The sequence below is a fragment of the Arthrobacter sp. 10N43 genome, assembly GCF_056394525.1.
This window is the reverse complement of sequence record NZ_JBFTIA010000003.1, coordinates 1-20,866: the sequence shown is the minus strand read 5'-3', so window position 1 is coordinate 20,866 and position 20,866 is coordinate 1. Positions and strand designations below refer to the sequence as shown.

Sequence of the window (20,866 nt, the reverse complement as noted above, 5' to 3'; positions counted from 1 at the left end):
CAGCCGCGGAGGCTAGTGGCCGGCGGTGCTGCTCGGCGTCGGCGTCGACGTGGCCGTTTCGCTCGAGGTGGCCGTGCTGCCGGTGGTGGGCTCCGGCGTCGGCAGGTACTGCTTGTAGTCCACGATCGTGCCGTCCAGGACCGGAACCTTGAACGTGGCGTTCTTGTTGGTGCCGTCTTCGGAGATGCTGAGCTCGGTCACGGATCCGGGCTTGGCGCCGGCGGTGCTCAGGATCGCCGCGTCGGTGGAGTCGTTGAGCATGGTGTAGGAGTTCTGCTTGACCGGAACCTGGGTCTGCGATCCGGCCGCACCCTTGATGGTCAGCACGACGTCCTTGGAGGAGGAGTTGTACACGGCGCCGATCACGCGGGCCGGCTTGTCCTCGGCGTCGGCGACGATGATGAAGTTGCGCAGCTTCAGCGGGCCGAGGTCGGTCCGGGTTCCATCGGATGCCGAGTACTGCTCCGAGGTCTGCTGGGGGTTGATGTAGCCGCAGCCGGTCACGGACAGCAGGCCAATGCCAAGTGCAGCCGTAGCCATTGCCAGCTTGCCGCGCTGGCCCCGGTTCATCGCAGTGAAACGCACGTCACGCACTCCTTGAGAGTCTTGGAACATTATTCAGCCCATAGCCTATCCGCAATCGGCCTCAAACAAGGACTCGGCCGCTACACATAGACGCGGGGACGCGCACGCGTTGGCGCACGGACGCACGAGCCCCCGCCGGGCGGGGGTGCGCTTGCCGGGGACCGGAAACCTCTTGGCAGTTAGGGCCGCAGGCACTATTATCCGCATTCGTCAAGGGGTTTGAGGGGGTGGATTGAGGCCATTTTCCCCGGATTCATGCGGTTCCCGGCACCTTTGGATGCCAGTTGTATGCCTTAATCGTGATAAACTGGTCTGCGGGAAAGGGGAATGTCCACATGGTTTTTGAGGTCGGCGAGACAGTAGTTTACCCTCACCACGGTGCAGCCAAAATTGAAGAAATCAAGATGCGCACTGTCAAGGGCGAAGAGAAGATGTATCTCAAGCTCAAGGTGGCTCAGGGTGATCTGACCATTGAAGTTCCAGCAGAAAACGTAGACCTCGTTGGGGTTCGGGACGTAGTGGGCAAGGAAGGCTTGGAGCACGTGTTCGACGTGCTGCGGGCCGAGTTCACTGAAGAACCCACCAACTGGTCGCGTCGATACAAGGCAAACCTGGAAAAGCTTGCATCCGGTGACGTCATCAAGGTAGCAGAGGTCGTCCGCGACCTCTGGCGCCGCGATCACGACCGGGGTCTCTCCGCGGGAGAGAAGCGCATGCTGGCCAAGGCCCGCCAGATCCTGATTTCGGAACTGGCACTGGCTGAGAAGACTGATGAAGAGAAGGCTGCAAGCGTTCTCGACGAGGTCCTGGCTTCCTAACACAGGGCCGGCCCCAGCAGGCCGGCGCAGAATAAGAATCGAACCCCGGTGGCCTCAGGCCGCCGGGGCTTCTTCTTGCCCTCTTTCAGCCGCCACCCGATTGCGTTTTCACTTGTGGCCCTTTGAGTGCCCCGAAACCAGCACAACTGATAGCGCAACGGGATGCTCCGAGGCGCGGGGACGTAGTCTTGTGCGCATGGATACTGCACCGACGAATTCGTCCCCGGCCGGTCCGGTGACTGCTGTCATTGTTGTGGCCGCCGGCTCCGGCCAGCGCCTGGGCTACGGCGTGGCCAAAGCAAAAGTGCCGCTGGGCGGGGACACCATCCTCATGCACGCCCTGCGCGGCGTGGCGGCCGCCGGGATCGCACAGCAGATCTGCATTGCGATTCCCCCGGGAGACGCCGATCTGCAGGGGCTGTGCGCGGCCTTCACCCGGGAGCTTGCGGACGGCCTCGCCCGCACCGCGGAGTCCCCCTACGGCGTGCAGACTCCGGTCGTGACCGTCGTCGACGGCGGTGCCAGCCGTGCCGATTCGGTCCGCGCCGCGATGGCCGCGCTCCTGCCTGATACTGAGGCAGTCCTGGTCCACGATGCCGCCCGTGCCCTTGCCCCGGAGGCCGTTTTCCACCGGGTGGCTGCGGCGCTCGGCGCCGGTGCCTCCGCCGTGATTCCCGTGATCCCGGTAGTGGACACGGTCAAGACCGTCGAACCGACCACCGGCGACGGCGTCGCGGTGGCCCCCGAGTTGGTCACCGGGACGGCACCGCGTGAGGGGCTCCGTGCCGTGCAGACACCCCAGGGATTCACCTTCGCCATCCTCAAACGAGCCCACGAGGCCGCTGCGGAGTTCGACGCTGCCCAGGCTGCGCTCGTCACGGACGACGCGATGCTCGTGGAGCTGCTCGGCGTCCCCGTCCACGCCGTGCGCGGCGCCAGCCAGTCCCTGAAGATCACCACGCCCCTGGACCTGATCCTGGCCGAAGGCCTCCTCGAAGGACCCTTGGGCGCGCGCTGGGTGGAGGGATGAGCATGAGCACCAACGCGCCGCTGATCCCCAGGACCGGGATCGGAATCGATGTTCATGCATACGCGGCCGAAGGCGAGAAGCAGCCGCTGTGGCTCGGCGGCCTCTTCTGGGAAGGGGAACGGGGACTGTCCGGCCACTCCGACGGCGACCCGGTGGCGCATGCCGCGGCCGACGCGCTGTTCTCGGCCTGCGGGATCGGGGATCTCGGCACCCACTTCGGCACGGACCGGCCCGAATACGCCGGGGCGTCCGGCGTCACCCTCCTGGCCGAGGCCGCCCGGATTGTGCGCGCCCACGGATTTGAAATCGGAAACATTGCCGTGCAGTTCGTGGCCAACCGACCCAAATTCGGTCCGCGGCGGGAGGAATCCCAGCGGGTCCTCAGCGATGCTGCTGCGGCGCCGGTCAGCGTCACGGCCACCACGAGCGACGGACTCGGGTTCACCGGCCGCGGCGAGGGGATCTCGGCGGTGGCAACGGCGCTCGTCTACCCGGCCGGCTAACCGCCGGTTGAACTCTGCCCGCTCCGGTCACCTAGGCTGGAGGGGCAAGACCCCCACCATGACATCCCGTTCCGAACAGCCAGGAGACCCGCCGTGAAGAAGCTGCTGACCGCCGTCGTACTCGTGGCAGGGACCATGCTGAGCGGATGCGCCGGCTCGACGACGACGCCCCAGACAACCAGCGCCACGCCAAAGTTGAGCGTCGACGAAAGCTGCAAGTTCCTCAACGGCGATACCTTCGCGCCCTCCGGGAGCGCGAAGGAGCAGGCCGCGCAGATCGGCCAGCACTACCAGGAAGTTGCGGACAAAGTGGCGCCGGAAGTTGGCGCCCCCATCCAGCAGATGGCCGAGATCATGAAGCAGGTCGCGGCCAGCTCCACCGGGACCAAGACGGACGAACAGACGGCCCAGCTCACGGAGCAGATCAACAAGATCGGACAGTACTGCAAGTAGCGTCCCGGATCGATGATCCGGGGCCCCGCTCCCGGCGTGACGGCTGCCCGCTAAGCCGCCGGTCGGGCCCCGGAGCGCCATCGGCTAATCTGGAGCGGTGACCCTGCGCTTTTACGACACTGCATCCGCCGAAGTCCGCGACTTCGTCCCCCTCGTACCTGGCCAAGTGAGCCTGTACTACTGCGGAGCCACCGTGCAGGGGATGCCGCACGTCGGCCACATCAGGTCGGCCATCGCGTTCGACCAGCTCACCCGCTGGCTGCAGTACCGGGGCTTCCGCGTGACGGCGGTCCGCAACGTCACCGACATCGACGACAAGATCCTCGCCAAGTCCGCCGCGTCCTTCGGCCCCGATTTTGAGGACGAGCCCGGAGCCCAGCGCAACGAGGAATGGTGGGCCCTGGCCTACCGGTACGAGCAGGAATTCCTCAAGGCCTACGACACCCTGGGCGTCTCCCGCCCCACCTATGAGCCCCGCGCCACCGGCCACATCCCGGAAATGCACGCCCTCATCCAGCAGCTGATCGACCGCGGCCACGCCTACCCGGCCCTGGACGACTCCGGCGACGTCTACTTCGACGTGCGCTCGTGGTCCAAGTACGGCTCGCTGACGCGCCAGCGGCTCGACGACATGCAGGGCGCCCCGGACGCGGACCCGCGCGGCAAGAAGGACCCCCGCGACTTCGCGCTGTGGAAGGGCTACAAGGAGGGGGAGCCGACGACGGCGAGCTGGGACTCGCCGTGGGGCCCCGGCCGGCCGGGCTGGCACCTCGAATGCTCCGCGATGGTCACCAAGTACCTCGGCACCGAGTTCGACATCCACGGCGGCGGCCTGGACTTGCGCTTCCCGCACCACGAAAACGAAATGGCGCAGTCCCAGGCGGCAGGCCACGGGTTCGCCAACTTCTGGATGCACAACGGCATGGTCACGTACGCCGGCGAGAAGATGTCCAAGTCCATCGGCAACACCGTCAGCCCGGCGGAAATGCTCGAAATCGCCCCGCCGCGGGTTGTCCGGTACTACCTCGGTCAGGCGCAGTACCGCTCGGTCCTGGACTACCAGCCGACGTCCCTGCCGGAGGCGGCAGCCGCCGTCGAACGGATCGACGGGTTCCTCAGCCGCGCCGCCCGGGTCCTCCCGGACGCAGCACCGGATTCGTTGGAGGCTACCGTCCCGGAGGCTTTCGCCGCGGCGATGGACGATGACCTGAACGTCCCGCAGGCACTGGCATCCCTGCACGAGACGGTCCGGGCCGGCAACACGGCCCTCACGGACGGGGACCTCGACGCCGCCGGGCAGGCCCTCGCCAGCGTCAACTCCATGCTCGATGTGCTCGGCCTCAACGCCACTGCGACGCCCGCGGCCGACGAACAGGCCAACACCGCCCTCGGGGTCCTGGTCGAAGCACAGCTGGAGGCGCGGGCCCATGCCAGGGCCGCGAAGGACTGGGCGGCGTCCGACGCCATCCGGGACACCCTGGCCGCAGCCGGCGTCGTCGTCGAGGACGGTCCGGACGGGGCGAGCTGGAGCCTCAAGCGCGGCTGAACCTCGTTGCCGGCGGCCGTTGAAGTGGGCCGCCATCGTTCCTTCCGGTCGAGGATTTAACTCGAGTCAGTAGACTGGAGGTCAGACTTATCAACGAATCGCGTATTTAAAGGGTGAAACTCATGGCCAACAACGGTCGCCGCTCGGTCAAATTGAAGAAGGGCCCCTCCGTCGGAACCGGCGGTCACGGCCGTAAGGCACTTGAGGGCAAGGGCCCCACGCCGAAGGCGGAGGACCGCCCCTACCACAAGGCGTTCAAGAACAAGCAGCTCTCTGAGCGCTCCGAGGCCAAGCGCGCCAGCGGAAGCCGCACCACCAGCGCGGCGGCCCGCACCGGCCGCTCCGGTCCCAAGGGCCGCGCCACCGAAGAGGTCGTCACCGGCCGCAACTCGGTGGTCGAAGCTCTGCGCGCCGGCATCCCGGCCAAGGCACTGCACGTCGCTGTCCGCATCGAAATGGACGACCGCGTCAAGGAGTCCCTGAAGCTCGCTGCCGAACGCGGCATCCCGCTGATGGAAACCGGCAAGCCCGAGCTTGACCGCATGACCGACGACGCCATCCACCAGGGCCTCGTGCTGCAGATCCCGCCGTACGAATACCAGGACGCGTACGAACTCGCAGAGGAGACCCTCGAGGCCTGGAAGAAGGGCCACGTCGCCAACGCCCCGCTCTTCGTTGCCCTCGATGGCATCACCGACCCCCGCAACCTCGGCGCGATCATCCGCTCCGTCTCGGCCTTCAGCGGCCACGGCGTCGTGGTCCCCGAGCGTCGCTCCGTGGGCGTCACCGCCTCGGCCTGGAAGACCAGCGCCGGCGCTGCCGTCCGCGTCCCGGTCGCCCGCGCGGCCAACCTGAACAACACGCTCAAGGCGTTCAAGAACATGGGGATCTTCGTCCTGGGGCTCGACGGCGACGGCGACGTCTCGCTGCCCGATCTCGCCCTGGCCACCGAACCCGTGTGCCTCGTCGTAGGTTCCGAGGGCAAGGGCCTGAGCCGCCTGGTCCGCGAAAACTGCGACCAGATCGTCTCCATCCCGATTGACTCCGCCATGGAATCCCTGAACGCCTCCATGGCCGTAGGCATCTCCCTGTACGAAATCTCCCGCCAGCGCTCGGCAAAGTAGTCCCCTTCTTCGGGCCGGGTTGCGCCGGCACCGAAGTTTTGCCGTCGCCAGAGTCGTGGTTGAGTTTCGCCTGAACCAGAGTTTTGCCGTCGCTTAGACACCTCCCGACGCTCCGCTCGGCCGCGGCCGGCCTCACTGCGCTCTGGTCGGCGATGCGCTCCTTAGCAAAACTCCGGTTCCGGCGATGAGGCACTGTCACCTTTCGCGCAGTTCGGAAACGCTTCCTCTCACGTTGTGTGGGGGAGCGTTTCCGTTTAACGCGAAAACGGCTAACAGCAACGCGGGGTCAGATCGAACTCATGCGAGTCGTACGACGGGCGCGATCGGCCCCCCGCTGCTGTTGGCAAGGCACGCCTTTTGTCTTTTGTGTCGTTTCTTCTGAAGCAGCCCAGCGGGGCCCCAATATCGAGCGGGCGCTGGGGTCCTGCAAAGGAGCGCATCGCCGACCAGAGCCGGATGAGGCCGCCCGCGGCCGAAGTAGGCGGCGGGAGGTGTCTAAGCGACGGCAGGGCGCCGGTGTCCGCGGAAGGTGACCAGAAAAATGGTGACCACCGTCAGAAACACTGTCTGAGGAACAGACTGCTTAGAACCGGTGGCGGTTGGCCAGGACCGGGAGCTTGGTTCGGGCTTCCTTGACTGTTGCGGTGTCCACGTCGGCGAACAGCAGGCCCGGAGCGCCGTCGAGCTCTTCGATGATGTCGCCCATGGGGGAGACCACCACGGAGTGGCCCACGCCGGTGGGGGCGGAACCCTTGGCCGGGTGACCCACGCTGGCGGGGTCGCCCTGGCCGCAGGCGAGGACCAGGGTGGTGGAGTCCAGGGCGCGGGCGCGGGCCAGGAGCTTCCACTGTTCGGCCTTCCCGGGTCCCGATCCCCAGGAGGCGCACACTATGTTGACGTCGGCGCCGCGGTCGGCGTTTTCGGTGAAAAGGTCCGGGAAGCGGACGTCGTAGCAGGTGGCGAGGCCGAACGTCACGCCGTCGAGCTCGAAGGTGACCGGGGACGTGCCGGCGTCGACCGTGTCCGACTCGGCGAAACCGAAGGCGTCGAACAGGTGGATCTTGTCGTAGCTGGCCTCGACTCCCCGGCCTGTGGCCAGCAGGGTATTGCGCACCTTGGCGCCGTCGCCGGCTGTTCCCGGTGTGAACATCCCCGCGACGATCGTGATGCCGAGTTCCGAGGCGAGGGCGCGCACCCGGGAAGCCCACGGACCGTCCAGCGGCTCGGCGATATCCAGCAGCGAATTGCCGAAGGCCCGCATGGTGGCCTCCGGGAATACCACCAGGTCCGCGCCGCCGGACTTGGCCTGGCGGGCATAGTCCTCCAAGAGGGCGAGATTCGCAGCCAGATCGCGGCCAGTAATGATTTGGGCTAGTGCTACGCGCACATTTACCTCCATGTCGGCGCTTCATTACAGTATGCAGTGCGGTGGTCCGTACACTGCAAAACGTCATGAAAACGAAAACGGGGGCCATTTGTCCGGCCCGGCTAAGCTTTAAGCAATGGTTATGTCTTACATAGATACCGCTTCCACCGTAGACGCTTCGCGGGCGTTTCCGCTGGGGATCAGCACTCCGCACACCGGCTCGCCGGCAGTGGACGATCCTCGGGGTGCGTTCGCCAACGTGGCTGTCTACGCGCCCGGCGTGACCACCTTGGAAATCGCGTATCAGCCGCCAGAGGGCACCTGGCAGGCAAAGACACTGCCCAACCTCAGCGACGGCGTTCACCACGGCATCGTGGAGGGGATTCCCGCCGGCTCGCGCTACGGATTCCGGGCCTCGCCGGAACATGAGGCCCTCCCGTTGTCCATGCCCGCCACGGATTTCGACGCCGGCGAGGAGCAGCCGCTGCTGATGGACCCGTATGGGCGGGCCGTTGACGAACGCGAAGGGCTGATCACCAGTGTCCGGGTCGGCAACGACTTTGACTGGGGACTTGACCGCAGCCCCCGCGTGCCCTGGCGCAACACCATCGTCTACGAGGCCCACGTCAGGGGCCAGACCAAGCTGCACCCCGACATTCCGGAGGACCTTCAGGGGACCTATGCCGGCATGGCCCACCCGGCCATGATCGAGCACCTGATCTCGCTGGGCATCACGGCGATCCAGCTCCTGCCCGTCCATTTCCACATCGATGAGCCGCACCTCCAACAGCTCGGGCTGACGAATTACTGGGGCTACAACACGGCCGCCTTCTTCGCCCCGCACCCCGGTTACGCCACCGCGGCCGCACAGGCCGCCGGCCCCCACGCGGTACAGGATGAGTTCAAGGGCATGGTCAAACTGCTCCACGCCGCCGGGCTCGAGGTCATCCTTGACGTCGTGTACAACCACACCGCCGAGGGCGGCACCGACGGCCCTACCCTGAGCTTCCGTGGCCTGGGCGAGATGCAGTATTACCGCAACGACGGCCACGGCAAGTACGTCGACACCACCGGCTGCGGCAACAGCCTGAACTTCGCCGAACCCCGCGTGGTGCAGCTGGTGCTGGACTCCCTGCGCTACTGGGTGAGCGAGTTCCACATCGACGGCTTCCGGTTCGACCTCGCCGTCACGCTGTGCCGCAACAGCGCCAACGAATTCGATCCCCGGCACCCCTTCCTCGTCGCGGTGGGCGCCGATCCCGTCCTGTCCGGCGTCAAGCTGATTTCCGAACCCTGGGACGTGGGCTACGGTGGCTGGCAGACCGGCCGGTTCCCGGCCGGGTGGGTGGACTGGAACGATCACTTCCGCGACGCCGTCCGCAGCTTCTGGCTCGCCGACCGTGCAGCGATCGACGGCGGCGGCAGCGGCGGCCCGGTGGCGCGCCTCGCGGACGCCCTCTCCGGTTCCGCCCAGCTGTTCGAGGCATCCGGCCGGTCCCGGCTCGCCTCGCTGAACCTCATCACGGCCCACGATGGCTTCACCCTGGCCGACCTGACCGCTTACGACCGTAAGCACAACGAGGCCAACGGCGAGCAGAACCGCGACGGCCACGGCGACAACCGCAGCTACAACCACGGCTTCGAGGGCCCCACCGAAGACGGCGACATCCTTGCCCGGCGCGCCCAAAGCCGGCGGAACCTGATGGCCTGCCTGATGATTTCCCAAGGCGTCCCCATGATCACCGCAGGGGACGAGATCTGCCGGACCCAGCAGGGCAACAACAACGCCTACTGCCAGGACAACGCACTCACCTGGATTGACTGGACCAGCACCGCGGAATCCCATGCGATGCTGCGGACCACCAAGCGTGTCATCCGGCTGCGCAAGGAGTTCCTGGCCAGCCAGCCGCATGATTACCCGGCGCGCGACACCCAGTCGTATTTCCACTGGTTCGATGTCGATGGCAAGCCCATGTCAGCGGACACGTGGAACGACCCCGGCCACCGGGTGATCCAGCTCCTGCTCGGGTCCGACGACGGGCACGTGGACGGCCTGGTGGTGGTCAACGGCGGCGCCGACGACGTCAAGGTCACCTTGCCGGAACTGAACAACGAGGACGGCACCGGGCACCGGCTCTTCGAGCTTCGCGTGACCACCTCCGAACTCCATGACAGGCGCCAGGGCGCCCGCGTCGCCTCCGGCGAGCGGGACCTCGTCCAGGCCAACACAATCAATATCTACCGCACCTAGTTATCCGCGATTAAGGACCCCATGAAGATTTACTCGGCAGAGACCTGGACCATCGAAGAGCTCAAAGAGCAGATCGACGACGCCGGCCGCCGCGCCGTGGTGGTCCCCGCCGTCGAGACCAAACAGGCAGTCCTGGACACGTTCAGCGAGCTCCTGGAGGCCCCCGAGGACTACGGCACGGACCTCGACGCGCTGCACGATTCCCTGCACGACGTCGCCGATGCCGTGACAGACGACGGCGAGGCTCCGGTCACCTTCATCTGGCAGGTGCCTGCCGCCCTCCGCGCGGACCGCTCCTTCGGCGTCATCTGCGAAACGCTGCAGGACGCCGAAGGCTACGCCGGCAACAGCCTGAACGTCATCGCCGTCTGCCTCTAGTCGAGGCCGGGTGTTGCCGGTCAGGCGCCGGTGAGGATGGGATCAGGCGTTGACGATCAGGCCAAGTTCCGCCTTGGACGCCAGCGCCTCATTCTTCGGCAGCACCCGCACGGTGTAGCCGAAGGAGCCCGACCGGTCAATCACCAGGGTGCCGCTGAAAAGGTGCCGGCCCTTGCCGAGGTCCTCCGCAGCCTTCAATTCCGCGACCGTGATGTCCGTCAGCTCGTCGGTGTCCTCGGCCCGGCCATAGGCCACCTCGACATAGACATCCTCCGGTGAGAGCTCGCGCAGGGCCACGTACGCGTTGACCTGCAGCAGGTCGCCGATCTGCGGGTCCTCGGAAACCCCCACAGAGTCGACGTGCTCCACCTGGATCTGCGGCCACGCGGCCCGGATCCGTGAGGTCCACGCCGCCAGGGCCTTGGCCTGGGCGTAGTCGTCCGCCACGGCGTGGCGTCCCGCGATCGCGGCGGGCCGGTACAGCACATTGACGTAGTCCCGGAGCATCCGTTCCGCTGAAACCGCCGGGCCAAGGTGGGACATGGTGTGCTTGATCATGGAGACCCAGTGCGTGGGGACCTTCTGCGGGCCCGGCTGGGACGGCCCGGCGGCTCCGGCCGAGTCGGACACGGTCAGCCCGTAGAACCGCGGGGCCACCTGCGTTTCGAGCAGCTCGTACAGTGCCGCCGCCTCGATGTCGTCGCGCTCTTCCGGGGAGGCGTCGTTGTTGGCGGTCGGGATCGCCCAGCCGTTCTCGCCGTCGTACATCTCGTCCCACCAGCCGTCCATGACCGAAAGGTTCAGCGAACCGTTCAGGGCGGCCTTCATGCCGGAGGTTCCGCAGGCTTCCAGCGGACGCAGCGGGTTGTTCAGCCACACATCGCAGCCCGGGAACAAGGTCCGGGCCATGGCGATGTCGTAGTTGGGCAGGAACGCGATCCGGTGCCGCACGGCGGGGTCGTCGGTGAACCGGACCAGGTCCTGGATCATCTTCTTGCCGGCGTCGTCTGCCGGGTGCGACTTCCCGGCGATGACCAGCTGGATGGGATGCGTCTTGTGCAGCAGCAGCGCCTTGAGCCGGTCCGGGTCGCGCAGCATCAGGGTCAGCCGCTTGTAGGTCGGCACGCGCCGGGCAAAGCCAATGGTCAGGATGTCCGGGTCCAGGACGGAATCCGTCCACGCCAGCTCCGCGTCGGCCGCGCCGCGTTTCTTCCAGGCGGCCCGGAGCCGGCGCCGGACATCCTCCACCAGGGACACTCGCATCTCCCGGCGCAGCGCCCAGAGGTCCTCATCGGTGACGTTGTAGGCCAGGTCCCAACGGCCCTGCGCCTCCGCGTCGGCACCGAACTGGTCCCGCGCCAACGCCGAGATCCGGGGGTCCACCCAGGTGGGGACGTGCACGCCGTTGGTGACGGAGGTGATCGGGATTTCGGAATGGTCGAATCCCGGCCAGAGGGCGGAGAACATCCCGCGGGACACCACGCCGTGCAGTTTGGCCACACCGTTGGCCCGCTGGGCCAGGCGCAGGCCCATGACGGCCATGTTGAACACGAACGGGTTGCCGTCCCCGAAGTCCTCGCGGCCCAGGTCCAGGATTTTTGCCACCGGGACGTCCGGGGCGAGGCCGGCTTCGAAGAAGTGCTGAATCTGGGAAATTTCGAAGCGGTCGATGCCCGCGGGGACCGGTGTGTGGGTGGTGAACACGGTGGATGCCCGGCCGGCGGCCAGGGCCTCGTCCCAACTCAGCGGATCCGCGCCGGACATCAGCTCCTGGATCCGCTCGACGCCCAGGAACCCGGCGTGTCCTTCGTTGGTGTGGAAGACCTCCGGCGCGGGGACCCCCGTGAGCCGCTGGAACTCGCGCAGCGCCTTGACCCCGCCCATGCCCAGCAGGAGTTCCTGCTGCAGGCGGTGGTCACCGCCGCCGCCGTACAGGCGGTCCGTGATGCCGCGGGCTGCTTCGTCATTGCCCGGAACGTTGGAGTCCAGCAGCAGCAGCGGAACGCGTCCGACGTCGGCCCGCCACACGTGCGCCAGCAGGCGCCGGCCCTGGGGGAGGGGCAGCGAGATCTGGACCGGTTTGCCGTTGCCGTCCGGGGCGGCCTCGCGCAGGAGCGTCAGGGGCAGCCCGTCCGGGTCGAGGACGGGGTAGGTTTCCTGCTGCCAGGCGTCGCGGGAGAGCGACTGCTTGAAGTAGCCGGCCTGGTACAGGAGGCCGACGCCGATCAGCGGCACGCCAAGGTCCGAGGCCGCCTTCAGGTGGTCGCCGGCCAGGATGCCGAGGCCGCCGGAGTACTGGGGCAGGACTTCGGTGATGCCGAACTCGGGTGAGAAGTAGGCGATGCAGGAGGGGGCGCCGTCGCCGAGGCTCTGGTACCAGCGCGGCTGGTCCAGGTACCGGTCGAGGTCGTCGGCTGCCGCATGGACGCGCTGCACCACGTCCTGGTCCGCCGCGAGGCGCTGCAGCTCTTCCCGGCTTACCAGGCCCAGGAACGTCACGGGGTCGTGGGCGCTCTCCGCCCAGATCCCGGGGTTGAGCGACTCGAAAAGCTCCCGGGTGGGCCTGTGCCAGGACCACCGGAGATTGGTGGCGAGCCGGGCCAGCGGCCGGATGGACTCCGGGAGAACGGTTCTGACGGTAAATCTGCGGATTGCCTTCACGAGCGAAACACTAACGGACAAGTCGGTGCCCCGGAACCGCTTTAAGATTCTTTCCTGTAAATGACGAATATCAGTCCGGCCAGAACCGCAAACCTCCGGAAAACATGGCGGGCCTTAGCATTCTGGCCGTTTTGTAGATAACGTCGAGCCTGTGACGAATAACTCGCGAACCAGCGCCGTGTCCAAGCAAAAGCCCAAGGCCCTGATCACGGATGGCCTGCGATTTGGCCGCTTTCCGATCACCGCCGTGCAGCCTTCGGTGGACGGCGGAAAATTCCCCGCCAAAGCCGTCGAGGGCCAAACCATTGTCGTTGGAGCCACCGCGTTCCGGGAGGGACACGACCAGCTCGGCGTCAGCGCCGTCCTGCTCGACCCGCGCGGCAAAGAGCGGCAGCGGGTCCGGCTGGCCCCGCCTCGCGGACCCCGCGGGATGGGCACGGACCGTTGGGAAGGCCTCCTGACCCCGCCTGCAACGGGCAACTGGTCCTTCGTCATCGAGGCCTGGCATGACCGCTACGGCACTTGGCACCACAACGCCGAGGTCAAGGTGGAGGCCGGCATCGACGTCGAGCTCATGCTGGCCGAAGGCGCGGCACTGCTTGCGGATGCATCCGAGGAAGCCTCGCGACCCTCCGGTGACCGCCGGACGCTGCGGATGGCCGTCGTCGTCCTCTCCGATACGTCCCGGACACCCGAAGAGCGGCTCGCCGCAGGCTTCAGCGCCGACGTCGCCGCCGTCGTCGAACGCCAGCCCATCCGCGAACTGGTGACAGTTTCCGAGCCCTACCCGCTGCTGGTGGAGCGAACGCTCGCCGGTGCCGGCTCCTGGTACGAATTCTTTCCGCGCTCCGAAGGCGCCGTGCGCAACCACGAGACCGGCGAATGGACCTCGGGCACCTTCCGCACCGCGGCGGAGCGCCTCGACGCCGTCGCCGCCATGGGCTTCGACATCATCTACATGCCCCCGATCCACCCGATCGGCCTCCAGCACCGCAAGGGCCCGAACAACACCCTCATTGCCGGCCCGCATGATCCCGGCTCGCCGTGGGCCATCGGCTCCCACGAGGGCGGCCACGACGCCATTCACCCGGACCTGGGCACCTTCGAGGACTTCGACGCCTTCGTGGCACGCGCCGGCGAACTCGGGCTGGAGGTCGCCCTGGACCTTGCCCTGCAGGCCGCGCCGGACCACCCGTGGGTGCAAAGCCACCCGGAATGGTTTACCACCCGAGTTGACGGCACTATTGCCTACGCGGAGAATCCGCCGAAGAAATACCAGGACATTTTCCCGCTGAATTTCGACAACGACCCCGCCGGGCTGTCCAACGAAATTCTCCGGATCGTGCTGCTCTGGGTCAGCCACGGCGTCAAGGTCTTCCGGGTGGACAATCCGCACACCAAACCCGTGTGGTTCTGGGAATGGCTGATCGGCAAGGTCAATAAGAAACACCCCGACGTCGTCTTCCTCGCCGAGGCGTTCACCCGCCCGGCCATGATGCACGCGCTGGGCCGGGCCGGCTTCCAGCAGTCCTACACGTACTTCACCTGGCGGAACACCAAGGAGGAGCTGGAGGAGTACTTCCAGGAGGTCAGCCACGAATCTTCGGCCTACTTCCGGCCGAACTTCTTCGTCAACACCCCGGACATCCTCACCGAATACCTGCAGTTCGGCGGCCCGGCGGCCTTCAAGATCCGGGCCGCCCTGGCCGCGACGGCCAGCCCGATCTGGGGTGTGTACGCCGGGTTTGAGCTTTACGAACACGTGGCGCGGCCCGGCGCCGAGGAATACATCGACAACGAGAAGTTTGAGTACAAGTCCCGCGACTGGGATGCGGCGAGCGAATCGGGGCGTTCCCTGGCCCCGTACCTGACCCGGCTCAACGCGATCCGGCGCGCACACCCGGCCCTGGGGGATCTGCAGAACCTGACGGTGCACCAGAGCTCGGACCCCTCCACCGTGGTGTACTCCAAGCACAAGATCCTTCCGGACGGCAGCAAGGACACCGTGATCATCGTCGTCAACGTGGACCCGCACGGCACACGGGAAAGTACCGTGTCCCTGGATCTGGCGGCGCTGGACCTGGACCCGGAGAACTTCACGCACAACGGCCGCTTCATGGTCGATGACTTGCTGACCGGCGAAAGTTGGGAATGGGGGGAGTACAACTACGTCCGCTTGGACCCGCACGTCGAGGCCGCACACATTCTTAGCATCCGGAGGTAGTGCCAGTGAGTTTCAGCCCGCAGAACCCGAGCCAGCACTTCAGCCCGAGGGGAGGCTTTGAACTGAACGCTCCCGGGCTTCAGCACGATCCCCTCTGGTACCGCAAGGCGGTCTTCTATGAGGTGCTCGTCCGGGGCTTCGCCGACGGGAACGGGGACGGCTCGGGCGACTTCCACGGCCTGATCGAGAAACTGGACTACCTGCAGTGGCTGGGGGTGGACTGCCTCTGGCTGCCGCCGTTCTTCCAGTCACCGCTTCGCGACGGCGGCTATGACATCTCGGATTACAACTCCGTGCTGGACGAGTTCGGCACCATCAGCGACTTCAAGCGACTCGTGGCGGAGGCACACGCCCGGGGCGTCCGGGTGATCATCGACCTGCCGCTGAACCACACCTCCGATCAGCACCCGTGGTTCCAGGAGTCCCGCAAGGATCCGGACGGGCCCTTCGGCGACTTCTACGTCTGGAGCGACACGGACGAAAAGTACGAAGACGCCCGCATCATCTTCGTGGACACGGAGGAATCCAACTGGACCTTCGACCCCATCCGCCGCCAGTTCTTCTGGCACCGGTTCTTCAGCCACCAGCCCGACCTCAACTTCGAAAACCCCAAGGTCATCGACGCGCTCTTCGACGTCGTGCGGTTCTGGCTGGACCAGGGCATCGACGGGTTCCGGGCCGACGCCATTCCGTACCTGTTCGAGGAGGAGGGCACCAACTGCGAGAACCTGCCGCAGACCCACGAATTCCTCCGCCAGCTACGCCGGATGGTCGATGAAAGCTACCCGGGCCGCGTGATCATTGCCGAGGCCAACCAGCCGCCCGCCGAGGTGGTCGAGTACTTCGGCACCGAGGAGGAACCGGAGTGCCACATGGCGTTCCACTTCCCGATCATGCCGCGCCTCTACTACGCGCTGCGGGACCAGAAGGCGTCGCCCATCATCGAGACGATGAAGGACACCCCGGACATTCCCGAAGGCGCCCAGTGGGGCACGTTCCTGCGCAACCACGACGAGCTGACGCTGGAAATGGTCACGTCCGACGAACGCGCCGCGATGCTCGGCTGGTACGCGCCGGATCCGCGCATGCGGGCCAACATCGGCATCCGACGCCGGCTGGCGCCGTTGCTGGATAACTCCCGCTCCGAAATCGAGCTCATCAATGCCCTGCTGCTGTCCCTGCCGGGCAGCCCGTTCCTGTATTACGGGGACGAGATCGGCATGGGGGACAACATTTGGCTTGAGGACCGGGACGCTGTCCGCACGCCGATGCAATGGAACCCGGACCGGAACGCCGGGTTCTCCAGTGCCGATCCCGGCAAGCTGTACCTGCCGGTGATCCAGTCGCTGGTCTACAACTACAGCATGGCGAACGTGGAGGCCGAGGCCGCCCATTCGGGCTCGCTGCTGCGCTGGACCCGGCAGATCCTGAGCGTCCGCAAGAACCACCCCGCGTTCGGACTTGGCGCGTTCAAGCATGTGGAAGCCGACCACGACGTCGTCCTCGCCTACCTGCGGGAGCTCCCGGAAGGCAACGCCGCCGGCGCGGACGCGGAGACCATCCTGTGCGCCTTCAACCTCTCCCAGCACCCCGTGGCGACCACGCTGCGGGTGCCGAACTTCGCCGGCCGGGGCCTCCGGGACGTTTTCGGCGGCCAGGCGTTCCCTGCGATCGGCGAGGACGGAACGCTGACGCTGACGCTGGGCAGCCACGATTTCTTCTGGTTGCGGATCCGTTCGGCAGCCTCCAACCCGACATCCCCGTTCACACAGGCGATGCCCATCCTGTCCATCGAAGGCTGAGATGACTCGACCGACCCTTACCCCGCCCCTGAGCGGATTGCTCGGCGCCTGGCTTCCGCACCAGCGGTGGTTCCCGGTCAAGAGTGCGGAGTTCACCTTCGAGCCGGTGGGCGGGCTGCGGCTCGGGGCCGGCGCCGAGGATGCCCCCGGCGCGGCGGAGTTTGAGGTGCTGCTGCTCGCGGTGTCCTACCCCACCCCCGGCGGCAGCCGGACCGACATCGTCCAGGTGCCGCTCAGTTTCCACCCGGAGCCCCTGCCCGGGGCGGAGCGGGCGCTGATCGGCGAGCTTCCCGGCACACGCGCCGACGCCGCCCACCGGTGGGTCTACGACGGCGTCCATGATGCCTCCTTCGTCGCCGCCTGGCTGGAGCTCATGCGCCACGGCGGGAGCACGCCGTCGGGGAACGCCACCGGCCACCTGGTGGACTCTGGCTACCGCCTGCCGTTTGCAACGGGCAAGGTCAAGGTGCTCTCCGGCGAGCAGTCGAACAGTTCGGTAATCGTCGACGACAACGACGGCGGCACAGTCGCCATCGTGAAGTTCTTCCGTGTGCTGTCCGAAGGCCAGAACCCCGAAGTCGAAATCGGTGCTGCGCTGACGGCGGGGCGCACGGAGGAGGTCCCGGCGACCCTTGGCTGGGTGGCCGGGGAATGGGAGACTCCGGCGGCCGCACTCGGGCAGGGGCACTCCGGAGCCGCCCGTCCCGCGCGCGGCGAGCTCGCGGTGGCGCACGAATTCCTCGCCGGCGGACTAGACGCCTGGCGGCTCGCCGTGGACGCGGCCAGCCGGGGGACCGGGTTCACCGCCGAAGCCCACGCACTGGGCGCCGCGACGGCCACCGTGCACCGGAGGCTCGCCGAGGCGCTGGGCACAGCCGCCGAATCCGCGCCGGGCCAGGACATCGCCCCGGGAGTAGCCGAACGCGTCCGCCAGTCCTGGAACCAGGCGTCCACCGCCGTCGGGCCTTACGAAGAGGCGCTCAACCGTCTCCTCGGCCGGCTCGAAGGCACCGGCGCCGGTCCGCTCCAGCGGATCCACGGGGACCTCCATCTCGGGCAGATCCTGCAGGTCCCGGGCAGTTCCGTCCCGGGCGGGCCCGGGGCCGCACCGCGCTGGGCCATTCTCGACTTCGAGGGCGAGCCGTTGCGTCCCATCTCCGAACGCAACTTCCCCGACGTCCCTCTTCGCGACGTCGTGGGCATGCTCCGGTCCTTCGACTACGCCGCCGGCGCCGCCGTCCGCGAAAATCCCGGTGCCGTGGTGCCCGGGACATGGGTGGACGACTGCGCGGAGGCCTTCCTGGCCGGCTACGCCGAAGTAATCCCCGGCAGCATCGACCGCGATGCGCCGCTCTTCGTGGCGCTGTGGCTCGACAAAGCCCTCTACGAAGTCATCTACGAACTAAGGAACAGGCCGGACTGGCTCTCCATTCCGGTTAACGCATCGCGTCGTCTCCTCGGCAGTACAGGTTCCGGCGTCGCCGCCGAAGCCGCAGCGGAAGGTATAAAAATGACAGGATCAGCACGTATCGATCGACCCGGCGCACCACTGCCCGTGGACGGTGAGACCCTTGCGAGGGTCGGCACCGGCGAGCACCACGCGCCCCACTCGGTCCTCGGCGCCCACCTTGATGACCACGGCCACGTCACCATCCGGACGGTGAAGCACCTGGCGGAATCGGTTTCTGTCGTGACGTCGGCAGGCGCGGTGCCCATGAGCCACGAGGCGGGCGGCGTGTGGGTGGCCGTGATGGAACCCCTCGAGCACGGACACGTGCCGGACTACCGGCTCGAAGTGACCTACAAGGACCACGAGCCGCAGGTCATGGACGATCCCTACCGCTACCTGCCGACCATCGGCGAAGTGGACCTGCACCTGATCGGCGAAGGCCGGCACGAGCGCCTGTGGGATGTCTTGGGCGCGCACGTCCAGCACTACAAGTCCTCGCTGGGCGACGTCGACGGCGTGTCCTTCGCCGTGTGGGCACCGAACGCCGAGGCAGTCCGCGTCAAGGGCGACTTCAACGGCTGGGACGGCCGCGAACACTCCATGCGCTCCCTCGGTTCCACGGGGGTGTGGGAGCTCTTCATCCCGGGCGTTGTAGCAGGGGCGTGCTACAAGTTTGAACTCAGGACCCGGCACGGATTCTGGGTGGAAAAGGCGGACCCGCTGGCCTTCGGGACCGAGATCCCGCCGCTGACGGCATCCCGGGTGGTCGAGCCCTCCTATGTGTTCAAGGACGCCGAGTGGATGCAGGCCCGCGCCGAACGCGATCCGCACAACTCACCCATGAGCGTCTATGAAGTCCACCTCGGCTCATGGCGCGTGGGGCTGGGGTACCGCGAACTGGCCAAGGAACTCGTCGAGTACGTCAAATGGCTCGGCTTCACCCACGTGGAGTTCATGCCCGTTGCCGAGCACCCCTTCGGCGGCTCGTGGGGTTACCAGGTCACCTCCTACTTCGCGCCGACCTCACGCTTCGGGCACCCGGACGAATTCCGCCACCTCGTTGACGAACTCCACCAAGCCGGCATCGGCGTCCTCCTGGACTGGGTTCCCGCCCACTTCCCCAAGGACGAATGGGCCCTGGCCCGGTTCGATGGCGAAGCCCTGTACGAGCACGCCGATCCGAACCTGGGCGAGCACCCGGACTGGGGCACGCTGATCTTCGACTTCGGCCGCACGGAGGTGCGCAACTTCCTGGTGGCCAACGCTCTTTACTGGCTCGACGAGTTCCACATCGACGGGCTGCGCGTGGACGCCGTCGCCTCCATGCTGTACCTGGACTACTCCCGCGAAGAGGGGCAGTGGCAGCCGAACCGCTTTGGCGGCCGCGAAAACCTTGAGGCGATTTCCTTCCTCCAGGAGGTCAACGCCACGGTGTACAAGACCCACCCCGGCGCGGTCATGATCGCCGAGGAATCCACCGCGTTCCCGGGCGTCACCGCACCCACGAGCGGCGGCGGGCTGGGCTTCGGCCTCAAATGGAACATGGGCTGGATGCATGACTCGCTCCAGTACATGGCCGAGGACCCGTACAACCGCAGGTGGCACCACGGAACCATCACGTTCTCGATGGTCTATGCCTTCTCGGAAAACTTCCTGCTGCCAATCAGCCACGATGAAGTCGTGCACGGCAAGGGCTCCATGCTGCGCAAGATGCCCGGTGACCGTTGGCAGCAGCTGGCAAACCTGCGCGCGTTCCTGGGATATCAGTGGGCGCACCCGGGCAAGCAGCTGATCTTCATGGGCACAGAATTCGGCCAGGAAGCGGAGTGGTCGGAGCAGCACGGCCTGGACTGGTGGCTCGCAGACATCCCGGCGCACAACGGCATGCAGCTCCTGACCAAGGACCTCAACGAGCTGTACCGTTCCACGCCGGCCCTGTACCAGCAGGACAACCAGCCCGAGGGATTCCAATGGATCAACGGGGGAGACTCGGACCGGAACGTCCTGACGTTCATCCGCCGCGACGCAGACGGCAACCCGCTGGTCTGCGCCGTGAACTTCTCCGGCGGCCCGCACACGGACTACCAGCTCGGCGTCCCAACGGCCGGCAAATGGCAGGAAGTGCTCAACACCGACGCCGCCACTTATGGCGGTTCCGGGGTTGAAAACACCGGCACGTTGACTGCGACCAAGGGGGGCCTCGACGGACAACCTGCCACGCTGGTGGTCACCCTGCCGCCGCTCGGCGCGGCCTACTTCAAGCCGCTCGCTTAGGCCCGTCGCCCGAACCAAACACGGGCCGCCGCCGCCGGCACTGCTGGAAGGCCAACCGAAGGCGCGCTGAAAAGCCCGGAATCCGCGTGATTCCGGGCTTTTCAGCACCCTGCTCCAGGCCGCTTTGTCAGCTCGGCCAAGTGGTGGTAGAGTTTATTTCCGCGCTGCTCCCCGGAGTTGAACGGCCACCAAGACCCAGAAGCCAATGGCAAGAATGAGTCTGGAACGCCGATTTGACAAGGGTGAAGCGGCCGGGTAAGTTTGAAAAGTTGCTCCGGAGCGATCCGCGACTGAATGTTGGTTGTGGTGGTGCCGGGTGTGTCTGTTGTTTGAGAACTCAATAGTGTGCCAAGTTTGTTGATACCAATTTATTGTAATGGATTGGTTGAATTGACCAGGTT

The 20,866-nt window shown here is 66.5% G+C and carries 14 protein-coding genes; 11 read left to right on the top strand and 3 right to left on the bottom strand.

What is annotated here, in order from left to right; all coding sequences use genetic code 11:
- Positions 1–12 precede the first annotated feature (12 nt).
- Complete coding sequence (locus AC1DDO_RS04955; RefSeq protein ID WP_476867409.1) at positions 13–570, bottom strand: hypothetical protein; 558 nt, start codon at positions 568–570, stop codon at positions 13–15.
- A 350-nt stretch (positions 571–920) separates the two neighbouring features.
- On the opposite strand from AC1DDO_RS04955, the gene AC1DDO_RS04950 reads away from it, so the two are divergent.
- The 6 genes from AC1DDO_RS04950 to rlmB all read left to right on the top strand — a co-directional run bounded on the left by AC1DDO_RS04950 (position 921) and on the right by rlmB (position 6,059).
- Positions 921–1,403 (top strand): CarD family transcriptional regulator, encoded by a 483-nt coding sequence (locus AC1DDO_RS04950; RefSeq protein ID WP_026266570.1) that lies wholly within the window; start codon positions 921–923, stop codon positions 1,401–1,403.
- A gap of 196 nt (positions 1,404–1,599) precedes the next feature.
- Positions 1,600–2,433, top strand: coding sequence for a 2-C-methyl-D-erythritol 4-phosphate cytidylyltransferase (gene ispD / locus AC1DDO_RS04945; RefSeq protein WP_476867395.1), 834 nt, complete (start codon positions 1,600–1,602; stop codon positions 2,431–2,433).
- Entirely contained in the window at positions 2,430–2,936 is a 507-nt protein-coding gene (ispF, locus tag AC1DDO_RS04940) for a 2-C-methyl-D-erythritol 2,4-cyclodiphosphate synthase (protein ID WP_476867396.1), read from the top strand. The genes ispD and ispF overlap by 4 nt, the downstream gene beginning before the upstream one ends.
- Positions 2,937–3,029: 93 nt before the next feature.
- The gene (locus AC1DDO_RS04935; RefSeq protein ID WP_476867397.1) at positions 3,030–3,389 is read left to right on the top strand and encodes a hypothetical protein; all 360 of its coding nucleotides are present in this window, start codon (positions 3,030–3,032) and stop codon (positions 3,387–3,389) included.
- Between the two features lie 97 nt (positions 3,390–3,486).
- Positions 3,487–4,935: a cysteine--tRNA ligase gene (gene cysS / locus AC1DDO_RS04930; protein ID WP_476971563.1), complete on the top strand. Its 1,449-nt coding sequence runs from the start codon at positions 3,487–3,489 to the stop codon at positions 4,933–4,935.
- 122 nt (positions 4,936–5,057) lie between these two features.
- On the top strand, positions 5,058–6,059 hold the full coding sequence (rlmB, locus tag AC1DDO_RS04925; protein ID WP_476867399.1) for a 23S rRNA (guanosine(2251)-2'-O)-methyltransferase RlmB: 1,002 nt from the start codon (positions 5,058–5,060) through the stop codon (positions 6,057–6,059).
- A 583-nt stretch (positions 6,060–6,642) separates the two neighbouring features.
- On the opposite strand, the gene AC1DDO_RS04920 is transcribed toward rlmB, so the two are convergent.
- Complete coding sequence (locus AC1DDO_RS04920; protein ID WP_476867400.1) at positions 6,643–7,446, bottom strand: carbon-nitrogen hydrolase family protein; 804 nt, start codon at positions 7,444–7,446, stop codon at positions 6,643–6,645.
- Between the two features lie 115 nt (positions 7,447–7,561).
- Between AC1DDO_RS04920 and glgX the strand changes: the two genes are divergently transcribed.
- Both glgX and AC1DDO_RS04910 read left to right on the top strand, forming a co-directional pair.
- On the top strand, positions 7,562–9,676 hold the full coding sequence (gene glgX, locus AC1DDO_RS04915) for a glycogen debranching protein GlgX (RefSeq protein WP_476867401.1): 2,115 nt from the start codon (positions 7,562–7,564) through the stop codon (positions 9,674–9,676).
- A gap of 21 nt (positions 9,677–9,697) precedes the next feature.
- Positions 9,698–10,054 carry a barstar family protein gene (locus AC1DDO_RS04910; RefSeq protein WP_476867402.1) on the top strand — a complete coding sequence of 119 codons (357 nt, stop codon included), beginning with the start codon at positions 9,698–9,700 and terminating at the stop codon, positions 10,052–10,054.
- Between the two features lie 42 nt (positions 10,055–10,096).
- Here AC1DDO_RS04910 and glgP read toward each other — a convergent pair whose 3' ends face one another.
- Entirely contained in the window at positions 10,097–12,715 is a 2,619-nt protein-coding gene (gene glgP / locus AC1DDO_RS04905; RefSeq protein WP_476867403.1) for an alpha-glucan family phosphorylase, read from the bottom strand.
- 151 nt (positions 12,716–12,866) lie between these two features.
- Between glgP and AC1DDO_RS04900 the strand changes: the two genes are divergently transcribed.
- From AC1DDO_RS04900 to AC1DDO_RS04890, 3 genes are read left to right on the top strand one after another with little or no spacing between them, the layout of a single operon-like run.
- Positions 12,867–14,939, top strand: a complete 2,073-nt coding sequence (locus AC1DDO_RS04900) for an alpha-1,4-glucan--maltose-1-phosphate maltosyltransferase (RefSeq protein WP_476867404.1) — start codon at positions 12,867–12,869, stop codon at positions 14,937–14,939.
- Positions 14,940–14,944: 5 nt separating this feature from the next.
- Entirely contained in the window at positions 14,945–16,741 is a 1,797-nt protein-coding gene (gene treS / locus AC1DDO_RS04895) for a maltose alpha-D-glucosyltransferase (RefSeq protein ID WP_441411086.1), read from the top strand.
- 1 nt (position 16,742) lies between these two features.
- A complete protein-coding gene (locus tag AC1DDO_RS04890) occupies positions 16,743–20,465 on the top strand; it encodes a 1,4-alpha-glucan branching enzyme (RefSeq protein ID WP_476867405.1) in 3,723 nt (1,240 codons plus the stop codon).
- Positions 20,466–20,866: the final 401 nt, after the last annotated feature.

Bases quoted from the DNA above. Each gene is read 5' to 3' on its own strand.
- AC1DDO_RS04910 (WP_476867402.1), top strand. From the start codon at position 9,698: ATGAAGATTTACTCGGCAGAGACCTGGACCATCGAAGAGCTCAAAGAG.
- ispD (WP_476867395.1), top strand. From the start codon at position 1,600: ATGGATACTGCACCGACGAATTCGTCCCCGGCCGGTCCGGTGACTGCT.
- AC1DDO_RS04890 (WP_476867405.1), top strand. From the start codon at position 16,743: ATGACTCGACCGACCCTTACCCCGCCCCTGAGCGGATTGCTCGGCGCC.
- AC1DDO_RS04955 (WP_476867409.1), bottom strand. From the start codon at position 570: ATGAACCGGGGCCAGCGCGGCAAGCTGGCAATGGCTACGGCTGCACTT.
- ispF (WP_476867396.1), top strand. From the start codon at position 2,430: ATGAGCATGAGCACCAACGCGCCGCTGATCCCCAGGACCGGGATCGGA.
- rlmB (WP_476867399.1), top strand. From the start codon at position 5,058: ATGGCCAACAACGGTCGCCGCTCGGTCAAATTGAAGAAGGGCCCCTCC.
- AC1DDO_RS04950 (WP_026266570.1), top strand. From the start codon at position 921: ATGGTTTTTGAGGTCGGCGAGACAGTAGTTTACCCTCACCACGGTGCA.
- glgX (WP_476867401.1), top strand. From the start codon at position 7,562: ATGGTTATGTCTTACATAGATACCGCTTCCACCGTAGACGCTTCGCGG.